Raw genomic sequence first — 18,434 nt, forward strand, 5'->3', positions numbered from 1 at the left:
GCGCGTCATCGCGCCAGTGCGACGTCGAGCTGATGCTCGATGTCCTGCAGATAGGCGCGCGATTCGTCCGACACCACGAGATGCGGCGAAGGCGCGCTGCAATGGCAATCCGGACGGCGCAGCTTCTTCTTGCGCGCATTGCTGCTGTGCGGCGCGGCCGGCGTGAGGTCGTCGTCGTCGCTTGCAGCAGGCGGCAGCATGGCGAGCGTCGGCAACGGCGGATACACCTTGTCCGCGGCGGCGCCCGGCGGCGCAACCGAGGCCACCTGCTGTGCCGGAGCGGCCGCAGCCGGCTGTCCCGCCCAGGCAGCGGAAACACACGAAGTCAGAACCACAGTCAGGGCGATGGTCGGGGCCGGGGCGCGGCCAGGGCGGTAACGTCGCATCGCATCAGCTCCCCGATTGCAGCGGCTTGATCGACACGCTGTATGGCTGGTTCGCGCCCGCCGTCAGGTTTTCGAGCGTGAGCTTGCCGGCCTGCTGGGGCGGCACGCCCTTCCAGATGGCCTGGTTGAGGTACGGCAGGTCCTGACCCAGCGCCGTCACGCGGATCACCGTCGGCTGCTTCTGCGCCGCCGCCAGCGCGCCCGCCTTCGCGAGCACGGCCGTGAGCTGCGGATCGCGCGCGCCGAGTGCGTCGGCCGGAATGTCGAGGTGCAGGATTTCGCCCGGCACTGCCGGCTTGGCGGCTTGCGCCGTGTTGCCCTGCGGCAGTTGTGCGCAGCCCGTCACGGCAAGTAGCGCGAGTAATGCGAGTAGTAGCGCGGCCCGCTTCACGTCCAACCCCTCCAAGGTCTCATGGCTATGAGCGCGTTTTCGGCCTGATCCGGGCGCAACTTGATACCCGGGCAGCAAACGTTTGCCAAATAGAAAGACTTCGCTCGCCAGGACGCCCTGGCGCGCAAGCCGCTGCGCGGCACACGGACAATCGCGCAGAGAACTGCTTCGTCAATATGCGTAATAACGGTGCCGTAGCGCGGACGCGACGCGCCTGTGCCGCGTGCCTTGCGCACGTCATATCGGCCTGCCTGGCAGGCGCTTTTCATCTGACGAATGATGTGTATGCACCGAAATGGCGCGGGACTTCTTCACCACCGATGCTGGCGACTACGCGTTGCGCAAATCATCTGGATTGCTAATCGATTAACCGAACATCGGAACCGGACCCGGCCCGGACCCCGATGAGTGCGTCCGCTCAGCCCGCGAGGATCGGCTGCGCGCCCGCTGCGCCCAGCGAAAGCTGGCCGCTCGCGATGATCTGGCTGAGCGGCGCGGGCCGGCCCAGCAGGAAGCCCTGCACTTCGTCGCAGCCCTCGCCCGCCAGCAGCGCGAGCTGGTCCTGGGTTTCGATGCCTTCGGCCAGCACCGGAATCCCCAGACTCTTGCCGAGTGCGAGCACGGCGCGCACGATCGCCGTGGCCTGGCGGCTCGATTCGGTTTCCCGCACGAACGACTGGTCGAGCTTGATCTTGTCGAACGGAAACGAGCGCAGCGTATCGAGCGACGAATATCCGGTGCCGAAGTCGTCGAGCGCGAGACTCACGCCCAGCGCCTTGATCTGCTGGAGCACTGTGAGCGAACGCTCGCGGTCGGCGAAGATCGTCGATTCGGTGAGCTCGAGTTCGAGCCGCGAAGGGGCGAGGCCGGTCTCTTTCAGCACGTCTTCCACGAGCTTCGGCAGGTCTGCATGCGCGAACTGCACGGGCGAGAGATTCACCGCGACCTTGTAAGGCGGCACCCACGACACTGCGCGCGAGCAGGCTTCGCGCAGCACCCACGCGCCAATGGTCAGGATGAGGCCGTTTTCCTCCGCCAGCGGAATGAATTCGGAAGGCGGCACGAAGCCGCGACGCGGATGCTCCCAGCGCAGCAGCGCCTCGTAGCCGCGAATCTCGCGGCTCGACACGGAAGTCTGCACCTGGTAATACACGCTCAGCTGGTTGCGCGCCAGCGCATCGCGCAGATCGGCGGCGAGCGTGCGGCGCGCCCGCGCGATCTCGTCCATGGCGGGCTCGTAGAAGCACACCGCGTGGGCGATATCGGCCTTCGCGCGATACATCGCGAGATCGGCGTTGTTGATGAGCACGGCTTTCGTGGTGGCGTCGTCGGGATAGATCGCCACGCCGAGGCTCGCGCCCGAGACGATTTCCCAGTCGTCGTAGCGAATCGGCCTGAACAGCGCGATCTCGAGACGCTCGAGGAAATCCATCAGTTCCTCGCGCGCGCCGAAGCGCTTGATCGCCACGAATTCGTCGCCGCCCACGCGCGCGACGAACTCCTCGTTCCCCAGCAGGCTCGCGAGACGCCGCGCGAGGATGCGCAGGACTTCGTCGCCGGCATGATGGCCGCGCAAATCGTTGACGTCCTTGAAGCGGTTCAGGTCGATGCCGACCAGCGCGAGCTTGCCTTGCCGCGCGTCCGTGCGCGCGATCTCCAGATCGAGCCGTTCATTGAAACCCGCGCGATTGGGCAGGCCCGTGAGGACGTCGCTCAGCGCCATGGCGCGCAGGTGTTCGACGGATTCCGCGCGCACGCTGTCGTCGAGCAGATAGCTCACGAACCCCGCGCCCGCGATGATGAACGCCATGCCGGCCACGGCGAGCGCGAGCGCATGGAGCGCCGAGGGATTCGAGAACGCGCCGGCGATGGGCATGGGCACGACCTGGAAGGCCGCCATGCCCGTAAAGTGCAGCGCGGCGATGCCCGTCGCGAGCAGCGCCGCCACCGAAGGCGCGCAGTCCGGCCCGCGCGAAGCGGCGCGCTGCAGCGCAGCGGCGCCGAAGGCGACCGAAAGGACGATCGACGCCACAAGATAGAGGTGATTCCAGCTCACGGCACCTTCCACGCGGTAAGCCAGCATCCCCGCGTAGTGCATGAGCGCGACAGCGAGGCCGAGCACAGCGCCGCCCACGGCGGGCGCGAAACGCGTCACGCGGCTCGTGGCGATGGCCACCCCGCCAAGGCTGCCCGCAAGCGCGATGAAGAGCGAGACGATGGTCTGCACGGGATCGAAGCCGACCGGCACGCCCGGATCGAAACCGAGCATCGCGACGAAGTGCGTGCACCAGATGGCCACGGCCGCGGAAATGCCTGTGAGGAAGATCCATCCGGCGCGCTGCAGGCCGGCGGCCCCGAACGCGCGCAGCACGAGCCTCGCGCTCACCCATGAGCCCGCCCCGCAGATCAGCGCGGCGACCATGACAAGCCAGGGATTGTGCCTGAAGACGATGCAACCCAGCACGGTCATCACAGTTTGATCTCCTTCTTGTCGGCCATGAAATTACCCCGCGGCGGCAGCACGATAGCACGACCCGCGCGGGCGCCGGTAGCGCATTCGCGGGGCGTCGCGGGCCGTTGCGCCGGCGCATCGGCGGGACTGCGGGTGGGCACGCGCAAGGCTGCTCATCCAGCGCAACCGCAAACGGCAGAATCAATAGAATCGAACTCCGGAGCGCTTAGGTAACAGTTCAGGCAACGCTTCGCACAACAGCGCGGGCACGCTTCAAACACACGTCGCAAACAATCGGGGGACACCTAATGGCTGGCTCAGGCAAGGCAACCACCTCGCACCACAAGATCTGGCATTACGCACGGGCCACGGTCGTGGCGCTCCTGTTCGCAACGCCTCTCCTGGCTTCCTCTCCCGCCCGCGCAGAAGAACCCGCTACCGATGCGAGCTACCACGTCGGCGAAGCGCAGCGTTCGATCGTCCCTCCCGTCGAGCGCAACTGGCGCGGCGCCAAAACGCAGCGCCTGCTCACGACGATCTGGTATCCCGTCGATGCGAGCGTGCCCGAAGTGCCCAACAACCTGGGCGCCCCCGACGACCCGCTCTTTCGCGGCCACCCGGTAGCCCGCGCCGGCGAACCCTCCGCGGCGCAAGCGCGCTATCCGTTGATCCTGCTCTCGCACGGCACCGGCGGCAGCGCGAGCGACGAAGACTGGCTTGCCGCCGATCTCGCCGCGCACGGCTATATCGTGGCGGGCGTCAATCACCCCGGCAACAACGCGCTCGAACCGCTCACGCGCGAGGGCTTCCTGCTCTGGTGGGAACGCGCGACCGACGTTAGCGAAGCGCTCGACGCCCTGCTCGCCGATCCGGTGTTCGGCCCGCGTATCGACGCATCGAGAATCGGCGCGATGGGCTTTTCGCTCGGCGGCTACACCGTGCTGGAACTGGCCGGCGCGCGCACGCGCCTCGCGGCATTCGAAGCGTTCTGCCGCTCGCGCGAGGCCGACGCGATCTGCACGCCGCCCGAAGCAAACCGGCGCGCGGACAGCACAAGCCTGATGGCGCCGCCCACGCCGGCCATGGCCGAGTCGATGGCGCACTCCGGGGATTCGTACCGCGACCCGCGCATCAAGGCCGTCTTCGCGATTGCCCCCGCGCTCGGCGAAGCCTTCGACGCGGCCTCGTTCGCGAGCGTCGATATCCCGGTGGCCTTCGCCGCCGGCACCGCCGACGTCACCGCGCCGCCCGCCACCAACGTCGAGCGGATCGCGGGCTTCCTGCCGCAGTCGAGCCTGCTGATGGTGCCGGGCGCCTCCCACTACACCTTCGTCGACGTGTGCCTGCCGGCGGCGGCGGCGCGCCGGCCGACGGTCTGCAAGGACGGCCCGGACGTCGATCGCGAGGCGGTGCACGACGCGACGGCCGCGCGCGTGCTGACCTTCTTCGATGCCGCGCTCGCGCCCCAACCCGCGGGTCAGGTAGCCAGGTAGCCAGGTAATCGACGCTTCGCTCAGGCTTTCCTGCCGCCCAGCGTCTGCGCGATCCGGTTGCGCAGACGCGGCGCGGCGAAGTCGAGAAATGCCCGCAGCTTGAGCGGCAGCGGCGTCTGGCCGCCGTGCACGAGACTCACGGGCCAGGGTTCGGGCTCGAAGGCATCGAGCACGATATCGAGCTTGCCCTGCTCCACCGCATCGGCAATCTGATACGACAGCACGCGCGCGAGACCCACGCCCAGTATCGCCGCCTCGATCGACGCCTCCGCCGTATTGACGACGAGCCGCGAATGCACCGGCAGCGTGACCGGCGTCTTGCCATTCCAGAACACCCAGTTGTGCGCGGAGGCGATGCCCTCGAAAGTGATGCAGCGATGGTGCGCGAGATCGCGCGGCTGGAGAGGCACGCCATGCTCGGCCAGATAGCCCGGACTCGCGCAGACCACACGCCGGATCGCGCCGAGGCCGAGCGCCACGAGCGCGCTATCCGGCAATTCGCCGATGCGCACGGCCGCATCCAGATGATCCTCCAGCAGGTTGACCACCCGGTCCGCCAGCGTGAGCCGAACGTCGATCTCAGGATAGAGCGCGAGGAATTCGGCCACCACGGGCACCACGTGCAGGCGCCCGAACACCACGGGCGCCGTGATCGTGAGGTCGCCTCTGGGCGAGGTGTACTCGCCCGTCGCCGCGCGCTCGGCCTCGCCCACCTCTTCGAGAATGCGCCGGCACGCGGCCAGGTACGACGCACCCGCTTCGGTCAGCGCGAGCTGGCGCGTCGTCCGCGTGAGCAGGCGCGTCTTGAGGTGCGCTTCCAGTTCGCCCACCTTGCGGCTCACCGTGGCGAGCGGCATGCCGAGGCGCCGCGCGGCGGCGGAAAGGCTGCCCGCGTCCACCACGGCGACCAGCACGGACATGGCATCCAGACGGTCCATCGTACTCTCGCATTTTGGGAGGATGATTCCCAATACTGCAGGATTCTCTCCGATATTGAAAGTGCGTAACGTGGCACCTGTCGCTCCCGACACCCTTTCTCCAGGAGAAGTCACCATGTCACGCATCCCCACTCCCCCCACGGTCGAGGCCGCCCCGGCCGCCGCGCAACCGCTGCTCGAAGCCGTCGGCAAGCAACTGGGCACCGTGCCCAACATGTTTCGTGTCATCGCCAACAGTGCGGCGGCGCTCGAAGGCCACCTCGGCCTCTTCGGCGCGCTCGGCAAAGGCACGCTGGGCGCGCAGACCGGCACGCGCATTGCGCTGGCCGTCGCGGAAATCAACGGCTGCGACTACTGCCTCTCCGCCCACACGTACCTCGGCAAGCAGCTTGCGAAACTCGACGACGCCGAAATGACCGCGAACCGCAACGGCCGCTCGAACGACCCGAAAGCCGACGCCGCGGTGCGCTTCGCTGCGAAGGTCGCGCGCGAGCGCGGCCGCGTGAGCAACGACGACGTGAACGCCGTGCGGGCCGCGGGCTACACGGATGCGCAGATCGTCGAAATTCTGGAGCACGTCGCGCTGAATGTGTGGACCAACTATCTGAACATCGCGGCGGACACCGAAATCGATTTTCCCGTCGTGCGCGCCCGGGTACACGGGTGAACCCACGCGGGGTCGCTCTGCGCCAGGCCCCGTCCCGGCAAAGAGCGACCGCAGCCGCGTGAAATTTTCAATAGCACGATCGTGCTATTTTGTGTACGCTCACGGGAATCGAACTTCTTTTCCTGCGAGCGTGCGCCATGTCGCTGATTCTTTCCCGCCGTGACCTGAACTTCCTGCTCTACGAATGGCTCGACGTGGAAGGCCTCACGCGCATTCCGCGCTACGCGGACCACTCGCGCGAAACCTTCGATGCGGCACTCGACACCTGCGAAAAGATCGCGACCGACCTGTTCGCCCCGCACAACAAGAAGAACGACCAGAACGAACCGCACTTCGACGGCGAAACCGTCACGATCATCCCCGAGGTCAAAGCCGCGCTCGACGCCTTCAGCGAAGCCGGCCTCACCGCCGCCGGGCAGGACTACGAGTACGGCGGCATGCAGTTGCCGCTCGTCGTCGAAAAGGCCGGCTTCGCGTGGTTCCTCGGCGCGAACGTCGGCACCAGCGCGTATCCGTTCCTCACGATCGGCAATGCGAACCTGCTGCTCGCGCACGGCAGCCCGAAGCAGATCGACACCTTCGTGCGTCCCGAATTCGAGGGCCGCTACTTCGGCACGATGTGTCTTTCCGAACCCCAGGCGGGCTCGTCGCTTTCGGATATCGCCACGCGCGCCGACTACGAGGGCGAAGCGCCGTTCGGCGCGCAGTACCGCCTGCGCGGCAACAAGATGTGGATCTCCGGCGGCGAGCACGAACTCTCCGAGAACATCGTGCACCTCGTGCTGGCGAAGATCCCCGGCCCCGACGGCAAGCTGATTCCGGGCGTGAAGGGCATCTCGCTCTTCGTCGTGCCGAAGTACCTGGTGAACGAAGACGGCACGCGCGGCGAGCACAACGACGTCGTGCTGGCCGGCCTCAATCACAAGATGGGCTATCGCGGCACGACGAACTGCCTGCTCAATTTCGGCGAGGGCACGAAACATACGCCGGGCGGCCGCGCGGGTGCGATCGGCTATCTGGTGGGCAAACCGCATCAGGGCCTGGCCTGCATGTTCCACATGATGAACGAGGCGCGCGTGGGCGTGGGGCTCGGCGCGACGATGCTCGGCTACACCGGCTATCTGCACGCACTCGACTACGCGCGCAACCGGCCGCAAGGCCGGCCCGTGGGAGCGGGCGGCAAGGATGCCGCCTCGCCGCAGGTGAAGCTCGTGGAGCACGCAGACGTGCGCCGCATGCTGCTCGCGCAAAAAAGCTACGTGGAAGGGGCGCTCGCGCTCAACCTCTACTGCGCGAAGCTCATCGACGAATCCAGTGCGATCGGCGACGACACCGAACGCGCGCCGCATACGCTGCTGCTCGATCTGCTCACGCCGATTGCGAAGAGCTGGCCTTCGCAATGGTGTCTGGCGGCGAACGATCTCGCCATCCAGGTCCACGGCGGCTATGGCTACACGCGCGAGTACAACGTCGAACAGTTCTACCGCGACAACCGCCTCAATCCCATCCACGAAGGCACGCACGGCATCCAGGGGCTCGACCTGCTGGGCCGCAAGGTGGTGATCGAGAACGGCGCGGCGCTCAAGTTGTTCTCGCAACGCGTCCAGGCCACGCTCGAGAGCGCGCGCTCGAATGGCAACGCCGCCGACGCCGCACATGCCCATGCGCTCGATACGGCACTGCGCCGTCTCGTGGAAGTCACGCAAACGCTCTGGTCGGCGGGTGATCCCAACGTCACGCTCGCCAACGCTTCGGTGTACCTGGAAGCGTTCGGCCATGTGGTGCTCGCATGGATCTGGCTCGAACAGGTACTCGCGGCACGCGCCGCGCTCGCGCAAGGCCAAGCACAGGACGAGGACTTCTATCGCGGCAAGCTCGCTGCCGCGCAATACTTCTTCGCGTGGGAGCTGCCCAAGACGATGCCGCAATTCGATCTGCTCGCGTCACTGGATCGCACGACGCTCGACGCGCAGGACGCGTGGTTCTGATGCGATAGTGCAGTGCCGGGACACAAAAAACGGCGCGAGAGATTCTCTCGCGCCGTTTTGCTTTCGGACTTCGAACGGCTGCCCGGCGTTATAACGGGCTTTAAGGCTCAGTTGCTCTGCTGTTCGAAGCGGCGCAGCAGGTCGTTGCCGCGTGCGTTAGCCGAATCGAGCGCCTGTTGCGGCGTCTTCGTGCCGATCCACACCTGCTCCAGTTCCTCGTCCATCACCGTGCGGATCTGCGGCATGTTGCCAAGACGCAGGCCCTTCGTGTACGGCAGCGGCGGTTTGTTGAGCATCTGGCGCGTCGCGGTGTCGGCACCCGGATGCTGCTCGTAGAAGCCCTGCTGGCGCGTGAGGTCGTAAGCGGCCTTCGTGACCGGCAGATAGCCGGTGTCCTGGTGCCACTTCGCGGCCACGGCCGGCGAGGTCAGATAAGCGAGAAACTTCGCCACGCCCTTGTAGACCTCGGGGTTCTTGCCTGCCAGCACCCACAGGCTCGCGCCGCCGATGATCGCATTCTGCGGTGCACCCTTCACGGTCGGATCGTAGGGCATCATGCCCGTGCCGTACTGGAACTTCGCGTACTTCTGCACGTTCGCAAGCGCACCCGACGAACCCATCATGATGCCGCAGTCGCCGCTATAGAACTTCGCCGTGGCTTCGTCCTTGCGGCCCACGTACGTGAACGTGCCCTGCTTCACCATGTTCTGCAGGAAAGCGATATGCGCGACCTGCAGCGGCTTGTTGATTTCCAGTTGCGCACCGGTGCCGTCAAAGCCGTTGTTGAGCGTCGCAATCGGCGCCGCATGCCATGCGCTGTAATTCTCGATCTGGATCCAGCCCTGCCAGCCCGTCGTGAAACCGCAGTTCATGCCCGAAGCCTTCAGCTTCGCCGCATCGGCGGCGACTTCGGGCCAGGTCTTCGGCGGTTCGTCGGGGTTGAGGCCGGCCTTCTTGAACGCGTCGCGGTTGTAGTAGAGCACCGGCGTCGAGCTGTTGAACGGCATCGAAACGAGGTGGCCCGTCTTCGCGTCGCTGTAGTAGCTGGCGATGGTCGGCACGAAGCCCTTTTCGTCGAGCGGCACGCCCGCGTTCTTCATCACGTCGTACACCGGAATGACGGCCTTCTTCGCCTGCATCATCGTCGCGGTGCCGACTTCATAGACCTGCAGGATCGCCGGCGCGTCGCCGCTGCGGTAGGCGGCGATGCCCGCCGCCAGCGTCTGGTCGTAAGTGCCCTTGAACACCGGCACGATCTTGTACTCGCTTTGCGAAGCGTTGAACTGATCTGCGATTGCATTCACGCGCTCGCCCAGTTCGGACTCCATAGCATGCCAGAACTGGATTTCGGTGGCGGCGTGTGCGGCCTGAATGCTGCCGGCAAGCAGCATGCCCGTCGCCAGAGCCCGCCATGCCCTGCGCCCACTCTTGCGCCCATTGTCGTGCCTGTTCATCTGTGTTTATTCCTGTTGTTAATTTCGGTAGGGAAAACCTGAACACAAAGCTGCCGGTAAAAGCGTTCGCAGCGCTTCGGCGCCGCGCATCGCCTCGCCGGAGGCGGTGCAAGGGTAGCATGGGCATGCGGCAGACAGATGACCGGATGGGACAGCCAGCAGCCTGGCGGCGGCGCTCAGGTTGCCGCCGCGCCCCGGCGCGCCGATGCACCGTTGCGGTGCTTTGAGCCGAGCGGTGCCGATAGGCCATGTCGCACGCCCAGGGCATAGGCGCACAGGGTGACGCAGACAAAAGCGATCTGCCACATGAGCAGGTTCGCGCCCAGGCGGGCCATGGCCTGCGCGGCAAGGAGCGGCCCGGACATCGAGCCGAGCGTGAAGACGACGGAAACCGCCCGCATACGGCGGTCGATCTGGGCGCGCGGCGCCGCGGCAACGGTGATGCAGGCGAGCGTGAGAAACGCGTTGCTGGCGACGCCCAGCACGAGCATGGCCGGCACGGCAAACGCGAAGCGGCCGCCCGCCAGGGCGAGCGCCACGGCCGCCGCCGCACCCGCCACGCCACACGCGGTGGTGGCCGCGAGCACGCCGCAGCGGTCGGCGGCCCAGCCGACCGGATACTGGCCGAGCGCGCCACCCAGGCCCAGACACACGAGCAGCAGCGCGCATTGGGCCGAGCCGAAACCGTTGCCTTCGCAGAACTTGGCCATGAGGCCATATAAAGCGCCATCGCCGAGGCCCGCCACCGCTGCGGCAAGGAGTCCGAGCCGCAATGCGATATCGGCAGCGCCAGGCAACGCGGACGAAGCCGATTCGGCATCCCGCAGCGGCAGCGGTGCGACGGCTAGCGGCGCGCGCAGCGAGGCCACGAAAAGCGGCAGCCCGGCCAGCGCGGTCACAAACGCGCCGATCCAGAGCGCGGCTGCACCGCGTGCTCCGTCGAGCAGGGCCACGGCCGGCCCGAGCAAGCCCGCAATCGCAATGAGCGTCTCGTGCGCGCCGACGAAGCGGCCGCTCATCTCCTCGGGCACGAGGCGAAACAGCCAGGTCTCGTTCGCGATCCATCGCACGCCCACACCAAAGCCCAGCAGAAAACCCGGCGCGAGCACAAGCGGCCAGCGCCATGCCGCGAGCGCGGCGAAGGCGGCCACGCTTGCGGCCAGACCGCCGAACACCGCGAGGCGCGCGCCGAGCCCGCGCGCGAGTACCGGCGCGGCCAGAATGCCCGCGAGCATGCCGGCCCACTGCACCGAAGCGAAGCTGCCGAGCTGCGTGATACCGAGGCCGCGCTGCGCAAGCCATTGCGGCACCACGGCAAACCCCACGCCGAACTGACCAAGCTGCGCCAGGAGCGACACGGCATTGAGCGCGACGATGGAGCGCCAGGGCAGGCGCGCGGGCGCGTTCATTTCGCGCGTCCCGCCGGCATGGGCAAACCTTCCGAGCGGCATTCGACCGGGCAACCGGCAGCCAGGCACGGCGCTTCGTCGCAGAGCCGGCACAACTGCATGGCGTGCGCGGGGTCCCGCGTTTCGCTCCAGAGCATCTTGAGCAGCAGCGCATCCAGCTGCTGGCGCTCGCGCGCGTTCAGATGGCGCGTTAGCCGTTCGAGAATGGCATTGCGGTTCGCCAGCGTGCGGTCCACGACGCGCCGCCCGGCGGCAGTGAGCGTGAGCGACACGGCGCGCCGGTCGGCACCGGGCACTTTCTTCACGAGATCCGCCTCGACGAGTCCCGCGACGGCGCGCACCGTCGCGGGATGCGAGAGACCGACGGCCGTGCGCAGCTCTTCGATCGTGCAGCCCGGGTACATGTGAACGGCGTTGAGAATCGAGCGGGCCGTGAGGCCGGCGGCATCGGTTTCTTCCTCGCCGGCGGCCTGCAGATCGTCCACGATCAGGAGCGCGAGCACGCCCAGCAGGTTTTCCAGACGCTCCGTCATGTCGAGTCCTATATGTGCACGATGCACATATGCAGATTGCACATATTTACGTACGATGTCAAGCGGCCGTTCTTTGCCGCCGCCTCGCAATGCAAGCCCATGCGGACGTCGCCATCTCCCTGCCTTCGATTACCCTCCAGATTCTTTCATTTTCCTTCGAATCCCATCCTTCGAAGCCCGTTGCGTCGACAGTTTGATGCGCTAACGGACGAAACAGTTGACGTCGCAAAGCACGGCCCCTTACGCTTGCGCGCTGATGGTTCCCGGCGACGGGATCAAAAGGGAACGCAGTACAGGCGCCAGCGCCTCGAGTCTGCGGCTGCCCCCGCAACTGTGAGCGGCGAGTCCATGCCAGAAGGGCCACTGGGAAACCGGGAAGGCCGGCAATGGGCGTCGACCCGCGAGCCAGGAGACCTGCCATCGAACGGCGTCGACGCATACGCATCGGGCGGGGTGTCCCGGTGAAGGTTCAGGTTCTGCTGCCTGAGCCGGTTTGCTGAGACGAACGCCACTGGAGGCAGAACCATGCTCAGCGCTTTAAAACACGTTTTCAACGACAGTTCCTCCGATGTCCGCGGCAAGGTCATCGGCATTTACGTTTTTCTCATCGCCATCAACCTGGGCGCCTGGGCCTGGGCGCTCGTTGCCTTCCACAATCGTCCGGTTCTGCTCGGCACCGCGTTGCTGGCCTACGGCTTCGGTCTGCGCCATGCGGTGGATGCCGACCATATCGCCGCGATCGACAACGTCACGCGCAAGCTGATGCAAGAGGGCAAGCACCCCGTGGGGGTCGGCTTCTTCTTTTCCATCGGCCATTCGCTGGTGCTGCTCATCGGTACCGTCGTCATCGCCGCTACGGTGATGAGCCTGCAAAGCGGCTTCGACTCGTTCAACAATGTCGCGGGCATCATCGGCACGCTGGTGTCGGGCGCCTTCCTGCTGGTGATGGCGATTCTGAACCTGGTGGTGGCGCGGGATGTGTACCGGACCTATCGCCACGTGCGTCGCGGCGGCGACTACGATGACGACAGCCTCAACATCCTGCTCAACAACCGCGGCCTGATTGCCCGTTTGCTGAGGCCGCTCTTCCGGCTCGTCAGCCAGAGCTGGCACATGCTGCCGGTGGGGTTCCTGTTCGGACTGGGATTCGACACGGTGACCGAGGTCAGCCTGCTCACCGTCGCCGCGACGGAAGCCAGCAAGGGATTGCCGATCTGGTCGATTCTCGCGTTTCCGGCACTGTTCTCCGCGGGCATGTCGCTGATCGACACGACCGACGGCATTCTCATGCTCGGCGCCTATGGCTGGGCCTTCGTGAAGCCGATCCGCAAGCTCTATTACAACCTCACCATCACGATCGTCTCGGCCGCCGTGGCGATCCTGATCGGCGGGATCGAAACGCTGGGACTGATCGCAGGAGAACTGAACCTGCAAGGCTGGTTCTGGGACCGCATGAACGATCTCAACAACAATTTCGGTCTGCTTGGCTACGGCATCATCGGGATTTTTGCGGCGGCCTGGATCGTCTCGTTCATCATCTACCGCGTCAAGAAGCTCGACGAGGTGGAGCTCGGCTAGGCAGGCATCGTCACGCGTTGCCCGGCTCGCGCAACGCGCGCAAAACGAGGCCGCTCGCCTCGATGAATCAGCCCGTCCACACTGTCCTTTCCGATCAGGGAGAAGTTGCAGACCGCCATGTCGGCGCGGCAGTCCAGCTTGCCGCGTGCGACATCCTCACAGGCGGGCAGACGGCAGTCGTCGAGCCCGGCTCTGCGCGTCGACACCCGTCACCGCGATGCCGTACCGCGCGAGCGCCAGAGAACCAGGGGCACACCCGGGACAACGCTCAGGAGCCGAAGAACGGCACGCAGAAGTCAGGCGGGCCGACACAGTCGCCGGGGCCATTGGGCTGCGGATGCAGGCTCGCGCAGCCGGACACCGCGGCCACCGCGACGGCGCATACGGCCGCGCGCAAGATATAGGAAACGATACGTGATTTCATGAGATTGAAACTCGGGTAAATCGGCCGCCTGGCGGATTCCGTCGCGGCTCGCGGCCGCATTTTTCCGCAACGGATGCAAAAAAACTTGGCCGCTCAGTGGTGGGCGTACACGGTCTGGTTGAGCGTCTGCAACTGGCCGTCGCGTTCGGCCTGCACGAGCTGGTGGTAGACCTGCGCGCGCGTGAGCGAGCCATTGGTGGAATCTGCCTGCGCGGAGGACGTATCCGCCGCCTGCTGTGCCACGTAGGCCTGCGCGTTCGTCTGCGCATTGACGGGCGGATTGGCGACGCCCTGCGCGTGAGCCAGTGCCGATACCGACAACAAGAGCGCGACACCCGCGCCATTCCAGAGTGATTTCATGTGCCTCTCCTTTGCGGCCAGCCGGCCGAGCCTTGGTCCATCCGGCCGCCTCGCGGCACCGGTTCGAATTGCGTTGCAACTCGTGAGGCAAGGATAGAGGGGCGTGTTTCGCGTGAAATCCGCAGGAAAATGAAGAAACGTTTAAGGTGCGCTCGTCCGATGAGGGGAAACGAGCCGCGGCGTAGCCGGCGGGGAGAGATCAGGTGGGATGCGGCGCGCAAATGGCGCCGCCGGAGTGGCAAAAAATGACGACAGCGGATGGCGGCGTAATGATGCTCGCCCGATACGCACTACTTCGCAGCCCTCACGATATCGCGAGGCGCCACACCGAGCACGCGGTTCATCCAGTGCGCCATGTGGCTTTGATGCGCGAATCCGGCTTCGAGCGCAATCTGGCTCATGCTCAACCGCCCTTCGATCAGCAGATCCCGCGCACGCTCCACCCGTCGGCGCACGACGTACTGATGCACGGGCAGACCCAGTGTTTCGCGAAAAAGCACCTTGAAATGCGGCACGCTCAAATCGACGAGCGCGGCCAGCTCGCCTAACGAGAGCCGTTCGTCGAGGCGCGCTTCGATGTAATCGGTCACCCGCGCCGCCGCGCGCGGCGCGAGCGTGACACGTCGCCGGCCGGCAGGCGGCACGCCGTCGAGCAATCGCACCACGATGGCCGTGCCGATGCTTTCGGCGAAGAGCGGATCCGACGCTTCGCCGGCTTCGAGTTCGGCCTGAAGCGTAGCGGCGAGATATTGCAGGCGGGCATCGCGTACCTGCAAACGCGGCGCGATGTCTGCGCGCGCCTGCCGGTTCTCCAGCCGTTCGGCAACCGCGCGGACGAAGGGGTCTTCGAACCATACGCGCAGGATCGTGCAATCGGCATCGTCGGTCCACTCGCCGTCGAGTCCGGCCGGCACGACATCGGCATCGCCGGGCGCCTGCAGGCGCGCTACGCGCCGGCCATCGCACGTGCAGTTGGCCCGCACCGGCGCGCCGATGTGCACGCCGATCCGGTGATGATCCGCCGCAGGAATACGATGCCGCCCCGCTGAAATCGCCAGCAGTTCCGCGCCGAAGCCTTGCCAGCCCAGGCCGGCACTCGACTGGAGGCTCGTGCGCGCTCCGGCTTGCCGGTTCGAATTCCCGCTCGCTGCGTTCATTGCCGTTCCTCTGCTACGTCGCGCCACGCCTGCGGCCAGTCTAGTGAGCCGCCGTGCCGGTCGCAACGGCGTTCGGGGCCGAAGATCCAGGTAGAACCCTCCACCCGCCCCATCCTTTCCCGCGCATTTTCATCCTTTTCTGCGCGCCCTGCCGATCCCGCGTTTTTATGATGATCCTCACTCCACTCACGAGGATCGACTCATGTTTGTCATATTCGGAGCAGCAGGCAACGCCGGGTGCGCCAGCGCCACGGCGCTACGCAAGGCAGGACACCCCGTGCGCGCCGTCGTGCGCCGCGCCGAGCAGGGCACCGACCTCGCGAAACTGGGATGCGAGATCGCACTCGCCGACTTGACCGACCCCGCGTCGGTGGCCGCGGCAATCGAAGGCGCCCATGCGGTGCAGATGCTATGCCCCGTGCCCGTGGGCGACGCCCGTCCCAGCGTCACGATGCGCAGGATGATCGACGTGGCCGCCGCCGCACTGCGCGCCAATCCCCCTTCGATCCTGCTCGCCATCTCGGACTATGGCGCCGAACTGCCGATCAACACCGGCATCACGAGCCTCTTTCACTACCTCGAACGACGGCTCGCCGACGTCGCCCGGCACGTGATATTCCTTCGTTCGGCCGAGCACATGCACAACTGGGCGCGCGTCCTGCCGGTCGCGCTGGCAAGCGGCGTGCTGCCGAGTTTCCACGACCCGCTCACCCGCCGCATTCCTGCCGTGGCGGCGCAGGACGTGGGCGAAGCGGCCGCCGCACTGCTGCTCGATGCCCCGGGCGCCGAAGCGGTGCGGGTGGTCAGCATCGAAGGTCCGCGGCGCATCAGCGTGAACGACATCGCCGCCACGCTGCGCGAGGTCAGCGGGACTGAAGTCGCCGCACGTGTCCTGCCGCGCGAATCCTGGACGCCCACGCTGCTGCGCGCGGGACTCGGCGAAAATCACGCGCATCTCATCACCGATCTTTACGACGTGTACAACACCGGCAAGATCGATGTCGAAAGCGGCCGCAGCGAACGACGCTTCGGCAAGACGGAGTTAAGCGAAGTGTTCGCCGCGCTGCTCTCGAAGTTCGAACGCGCACCCCGATAAACTCAATGGCCCCTTTTTCAAGGGGCCGCAACATCACCGCCTGGCCCCGCAGTTATCTTCCCGATCCCTCTCCCCTCCCGATCCCGCCCCACGTTTTTGCCGCTATTTGCACGCGATAGACGTTGCACGCGACTATCGGCAAGCTCGCACGCTTGTTATAATTCGTTCAATCGTACGAAACAAATCTAACTTTCGCGGTGCCATGCCAGTTGCATCGGCGAGGCACGGCGCTCCACATCGACATGGCCAAATCCGACCGGCTGCAGGCGCTTGCCGACGCGCTCGCCAAACACAACGTCATGCATCTGCGGGATGCGGCCACGCTGCTTGGCGTTTCCGAAATGACCGTGCGGCGCGATATCGGCGCCAATCCCGAGCGCTTCACCTATCTCGGCGGCTATATCGTCAGCGCGTCGGATGTCCCCAATGCCGTGGGCTACTCGCTGGAGTCCGAAAAGGACCATTTCGCCCAGGCGAAGGCGCAGGCGTCCGCCCATGCGGCACGGCACGTTGCGGAAAACGACACCATCTTCATCGATTGCGGCACAACGCTTGCCGCGCTCGCGCGCCTCATCCCCTCGCATCTGCAGATCACGGCCGTGTGCTATTCGCTGAACGTGGCGGAAGTGCTGCGGCGTATGCCCAACGTGCGCATGATCCTGCTGGGTGGGGTCTATGTGCCCTCGTCGGATTCGTTCTCGGGCGAAGAAAGCCTCGAGATGCTGCGGCGCATGGGCATCAACAAGGCCTTCATTTCGGCGGGCGGCATCGACGCCGCGCGCGGCGTGACCTGCTGGAATTTTCACGAGGTGGCGATCAAGCAGGCGGCCATGGCGAGCGCCGTGGAGCGCCACCTGGTCGTGGATGCAAGCAAGTTCGGCGTGGTGAAGGCGTGGCGCTTCTCGCAGACGAACGACTTCGATTCGATCATCACCGAGAAAGGCGAAGAGCCGCGCAAGCGCAGCGCCTGAGCGGTCTCCCTAACACCCTTCGTTCAGGACGAACGGCCGGCGTTCCTCCCCGCCGGCCGCGCGAACCGCCGCATGTTCAACCGCCGCGGCGGCGCAGCGCGAACAGCGTCCCGGCCACGAGAATGAACGCGCCGATGATCACCTTCTGCCAGGTGCTCGGCACGCCCACGAGAATCAGCACGTTGTTGATGAGCGTGACGAGCGCAACGCCCAGCAGCGTACCGACCACAGTGCCGCTGCCGCCCGTGATGCGCGCGCCGCCCAGGATGACGGCTGCGATCACGTCGAGTTCGGAGCCGACCAGGTCGAACGGATTGGCGAGCCGGCTGTTCGACACGTGCAGGATGCCCGCCACGCCCGCAAGAAAGCCCGTATAACCGAACACGAAGAGCCGGATCGCGCGCAGGTTGAAGCCCAGCCGCTCCGCAATCGCCGTGCTGCCGCCCATGGCGTAGACGCCGCGCCCCATCATCGTGCGATTCAATAGCCACCAGGTCAGCACGGCGCCCGCCACGAGCGCGAGCACCGACATCGGCAGCACCGCGTCGAGTCCGTCCGCCGTGCGATAGGCCAGAAGCGAAATGCGGCCGAAATGATCCATGCTGTGCGGGATGTTCATGAAGAACGTGGTGCCCACGAAGGTCAGCAGGATGCCGCGAAACAGGTACTGCGTGCCGATCGTCACGATGAGCGACGGCGCCTGCAGCCGGTGCACGAGCAAGCCGTTGACCATGCCGAGCAGAATGCCGCCCACGGCACCGGTAAGCAGGATCAGCGCGAACGGCGCATCGGGCCACCACGCGAACACGGCTTTGGTGATCGCGTACATGGTAAGCGCGCCGATGGCCGTGAACGACACGTCGATGCCGCCCGAGGCCAGCACGACGAGCGTGCCGAGCGCGAAGAGCGACGTGGTCGTGGCCGAGTGCAACAGGTCGAACAGCGTGGCCCACTGCAAGAAGCGCGGGTTGATCGAAGCGACGATCACACACGTGATCACGATCAGCGCGGCGGTGAACCACTCGGGGTTGCGCGCGAGCTTCGCGCGCCAGTTGAGCAGCGGTGCCTCGCGTGCCACTTCGGCGGTGTTGGAAGAGCTCATGGTCTGATTCATGCTCATGCTGGTTCCTGCCTGGA

Annotated in this window: 17 protein-coding genes and 1 riboswitch; of the genes, 6 read left to right on the plus strand and 11 right to left on the minus strand. The window is 66.0% G+C overall.

Annotated features, from left to right (window positions below):
- Window positions 1–5 precede the first annotated feature (5 nt).
- The 3 genes from U5760_RS28720 to U5760_RS28730 form a co-directional block, all read right to left on the minus strand.
- Complete coding sequence (locus tag U5760_RS28720; RefSeq protein WP_322015702.1) at window positions 6–386, minus strand: hypothetical protein; 381 nt, start codon at window positions 384–386, stop codon at window positions 6–8.
- A 4-nt stretch (window positions 387–390) separates the two neighbouring features.
- On the minus strand, window positions 391–777 hold the full coding sequence (locus U5760_RS28725) for a hypothetical protein (RefSeq protein ID WP_322015703.1): 387 nt from the start codon (window positions 775–777) through the stop codon (window positions 391–393).
- Window positions 778–1,195: 418 nt separating this feature from the next.
- Window positions 1,196–3,247 (minus strand): bifunctional diguanylate cyclase/phosphodiesterase, encoded by a 2,052-nt coding sequence (locus U5760_RS28730; protein ID WP_322015704.1) that lies wholly within the window; start codon window positions 3,245–3,247, stop codon window positions 1,196–1,198.
- Window positions 3,248–3,537: 290 nt separating this feature from the next.
- Here U5760_RS28730 and U5760_RS28735 point away from each other — a divergent pair, with 290 nt between their 5' ends.
- On the plus strand, window positions 3,538–4,722 hold the full coding sequence (locus U5760_RS28735) for a peptidase (RefSeq protein WP_322015705.1): 1,185 nt from the start codon (window positions 3,538–3,540) through the stop codon (window positions 4,720–4,722).
- Window positions 4,723–4,742: 20 nt separating this feature from the next.
- On the opposite strand, the gene U5760_RS28740 is transcribed toward U5760_RS28735, so the two are convergent.
- The gene (locus U5760_RS28740) at window positions 4,743–5,660 is read right to left on the minus strand and encodes a LysR family transcriptional regulator (protein WP_322015706.1); all 918 of its coding nucleotides are present in this window, start codon (window positions 5,658–5,660) and stop codon (window positions 4,743–4,745) included.
- A gap of 115 nt (window positions 5,661–5,775) precedes the next feature.
- On the opposite strand from U5760_RS28740, the gene U5760_RS28745 reads away from it, so the two are divergent.
- Window positions 5,776–6,327 carry a carboxymuconolactone decarboxylase family protein gene (locus U5760_RS28745; protein ID WP_322015707.1) on the plus strand — a complete coding sequence of 184 codons (552 nt, stop codon included), beginning with the start codon at window positions 5,776–5,778 and terminating at the stop codon, window positions 6,325–6,327.
- Window positions 6,328–6,464: 137 nt separating this feature from the next.
- Entirely contained in the window at window positions 6,465–8,315 is a 1,851-nt protein-coding gene (locus U5760_RS28750; protein WP_322015708.1) for an acyl-CoA dehydrogenase, read from the plus strand.
- 107 nt (window positions 8,316–8,422) lie between these two features.
- Here the strand turns inward: U5760_RS28750 and ugpB are convergent, their stop codons facing one another.
- The 3 genes from ugpB to U5760_RS28765 form a co-directional block, all read right to left on the minus strand.
- A complete protein-coding gene (ugpB, locus tag U5760_RS28755; protein ID WP_322015745.1) occupies window positions 8,423–9,706 on the minus strand; it encodes a sn-glycerol-3-phosphate ABC transporter substrate-binding protein UgpB in 1,284 nt (427 codons plus the stop codon).
- A 239-nt stretch (window positions 9,707–9,945) separates the two neighbouring features.
- On the minus strand, window positions 9,946–11,178 hold the full coding sequence (locus U5760_RS28760) for an MFS transporter (RefSeq protein ID WP_322015709.1): 1,233 nt from the start codon (window positions 11,176–11,178) through the stop codon (window positions 9,946–9,948).
- Complete coding sequence (locus tag U5760_RS28765; RefSeq protein ID WP_322015710.1) at window positions 11,175–11,711, minus strand: MarR family winged helix-turn-helix transcriptional regulator; 537 nt, start codon at window positions 11,709–11,711, stop codon at window positions 11,175–11,177. The genes U5760_RS28760 and U5760_RS28765 overlap by 4 nt, the downstream gene beginning before the upstream one ends.
- 240 nt (window positions 11,712–11,951) lie before the next feature.
- Window positions 11,952–12,148, plus strand: a riboswitch (cobalamin riboswitch).
- An 88-nt stretch (window positions 12,149–12,236) separates the two neighbouring features.
- On the opposite strand from U5760_RS28765, the gene U5760_RS28770 reads away from it, so the two are divergent.
- Window positions 12,237–13,289 (plus strand): HoxN/HupN/NixA family nickel/cobalt transporter, encoded by a 1,053-nt coding sequence (locus U5760_RS28770; protein ID WP_322015711.1) that lies wholly within the window; start codon window positions 12,237–12,239, stop codon window positions 13,287–13,289.
- A gap of 268 nt (window positions 13,290–13,557) precedes the next feature.
- Here U5760_RS28770 and U5760_RS28775 read toward each other — a convergent pair whose 3' ends face one another.
- The 3 genes from U5760_RS28775 to U5760_RS28785 form a co-directional block, all read right to left on the minus strand.
- Window positions 13,558–13,713, minus strand: coding sequence for a hypothetical protein (locus tag U5760_RS28775; protein ID WP_169742675.1), 156 nt, complete (start codon window positions 13,711–13,713; stop codon window positions 13,558–13,560).
- A 93-nt stretch (window positions 13,714–13,806) separates the two neighbouring features.
- Complete coding sequence (locus U5760_RS28780) at window positions 13,807–14,073, minus strand: DUF4148 domain-containing protein (RefSeq protein ID WP_322015712.1); 267 nt, start codon at window positions 14,071–14,073, stop codon at window positions 13,807–13,809.
- A 290-nt stretch (window positions 14,074–14,363) separates the two neighbouring features.
- Window positions 14,364–15,230, minus strand: a complete 867-nt coding sequence (locus U5760_RS28785; RefSeq protein ID WP_322015713.1) for an AraC family transcriptional regulator — start codon at window positions 15,228–15,230, stop codon at window positions 14,364–14,366.
- A gap of 202 nt (window positions 15,231–15,432) precedes the next feature.
- Here U5760_RS28785 and U5760_RS28790 point away from each other — a divergent pair, with 202 nt between their 5' ends.
- Both U5760_RS28790 and U5760_RS28795 read left to right on the plus strand, forming a co-directional pair.
- The gene (locus tag U5760_RS28790) at window positions 15,433–16,326 is read left to right on the plus strand and encodes an NAD(P)H-binding protein (protein WP_322015714.1); all 894 of its coding nucleotides are present in this window, start codon (window positions 15,433–15,435) and stop codon (window positions 16,324–16,326) included.
- A gap of 242 nt (window positions 16,327–16,568) precedes the next feature.
- Entirely contained in the window at window positions 16,569–17,297 is a 729-nt protein-coding gene (locus U5760_RS28795) for a DeoR/GlpR family DNA-binding transcription regulator (RefSeq protein WP_322015715.1), read from the plus strand.
- A gap of 76 nt (window positions 17,298–17,373) precedes the next feature.
- Here the strand turns inward: U5760_RS28795 and U5760_RS28800 are convergent, their stop codons facing one another.
- Window positions 17,374–18,411, minus strand: coding sequence for an ABC transporter permease (locus U5760_RS28800; protein ID WP_415914196.1), 1,038 nt, complete (start codon window positions 18,409–18,411; stop codon window positions 17,374–17,376).
- Window positions 18,412–18,434 lie beyond the last annotated feature (23 nt).

The sequence above is a fragment of the Paraburkholderia sp. J12 genome, from assembly GCF_905220215.1.
In the GTDB taxonomy this organism is placed as follows: domain Bacteria; phylum Pseudomonadota; class Gammaproteobacteria; order Burkholderiales; family Burkholderiaceae; genus Paraburkholderia.

Bases quoted from the DNA above. Each gene is read 5' to 3' on its own strand.
- U5760_RS28730 (WP_322015704.1), bottom strand. From the start codon at position 3,247: ATGACCGTGCTGGGTTGCATCGTCTTCAGGCACAATCCCTGGCTTGTC.
- U5760_RS28775 (WP_169742675.1), bottom strand. From the start codon at position 13,713: ATGAAATCACGTATCGTTTCCTATATCTTGCGCGCGGCCGTATGCGCC.
- U5760_RS28745 (WP_322015707.1), top strand. From the start codon at position 5,776: ATGTCACGCATCCCCACTCCCCCCACGGTCGAGGCCGCCCCGGCCGCC.
- U5760_RS28770 (WP_322015711.1), top strand. From the start codon at position 12,237: ATGCTCAGCGCTTTAAAACACGTTTTCAACGACAGTTCCTCCGATGTC.
- U5760_RS28740 (WP_322015706.1), bottom strand. From the start codon at position 5,660: ATGGACCGTCTGGATGCCATGTCCGTGCTGGTCGCCGTGGTGGACGCG.
- U5760_RS28800 (WP_415914196.1), bottom strand. From the start codon at position 18,411: ATGAATCAGACCATGAGCTCTTCCAACACCGCCGAAGTGGCACGCGAG.
- U5760_RS28750 (WP_322015708.1), top strand. From the start codon at position 6,465: ATGTCGCTGATTCTTTCCCGCCGTGACCTGAACTTCCTGCTCTACGAA.
- U5760_RS28765 (WP_322015710.1), bottom strand. From the start codon at position 11,711: ATGACGGAGCGTCTGGAAAACCTGCTGGGCGTGCTCGCGCTCCTGATC.
- U5760_RS28795 (WP_322015715.1), top strand. From the start codon at position 16,569: ATGGCCAAATCCGACCGGCTGCAGGCGCTTGCCGACGCGCTCGCCAAA.
- U5760_RS28735 (WP_322015705.1), top strand. From the start codon at position 3,538: ATGGCTGGCTCAGGCAAGGCAACCACCTCGCACCACAAGATCTGGCAT.
- ugpB (WP_322015745.1), bottom strand. From the start codon at position 9,706: ATGCTGCTTGCCGGCAGCATTCAGGCCGCACACGCCGCCACCGAAATC.
- U5760_RS28720 (WP_322015702.1), bottom strand. From the start codon at position 386: ATGCGACGTTACCGCCCTGGCCGCGCCCCGGCCCCGACCATCGCCCTG.
- U5760_RS28790 (WP_322015714.1), top strand. From the start codon at position 15,433: ATGTTTGTCATATTCGGAGCAGCAGGCAACGCCGGGTGCGCCAGCGCC.
- U5760_RS28780 (WP_322015712.1), bottom strand. From the start codon at position 14,073: ATGAAATCACTCTGGAATGGCGCGGGTGTCGCGCTCTTGTTGTCGGTA.
- U5760_RS28785 (WP_322015713.1), bottom strand. From the start codon at position 15,230: ATGAACGCAGCGAGCGGGAATTCGAACCGGCAAGCCGGAGCGCGCACG.
- U5760_RS28760 (WP_322015709.1), bottom strand. From the start codon at position 11,178: ATGAACGCGCCCGCGCGCCTGCCCTGGCGCTCCATCGTCGCGCTCAAT.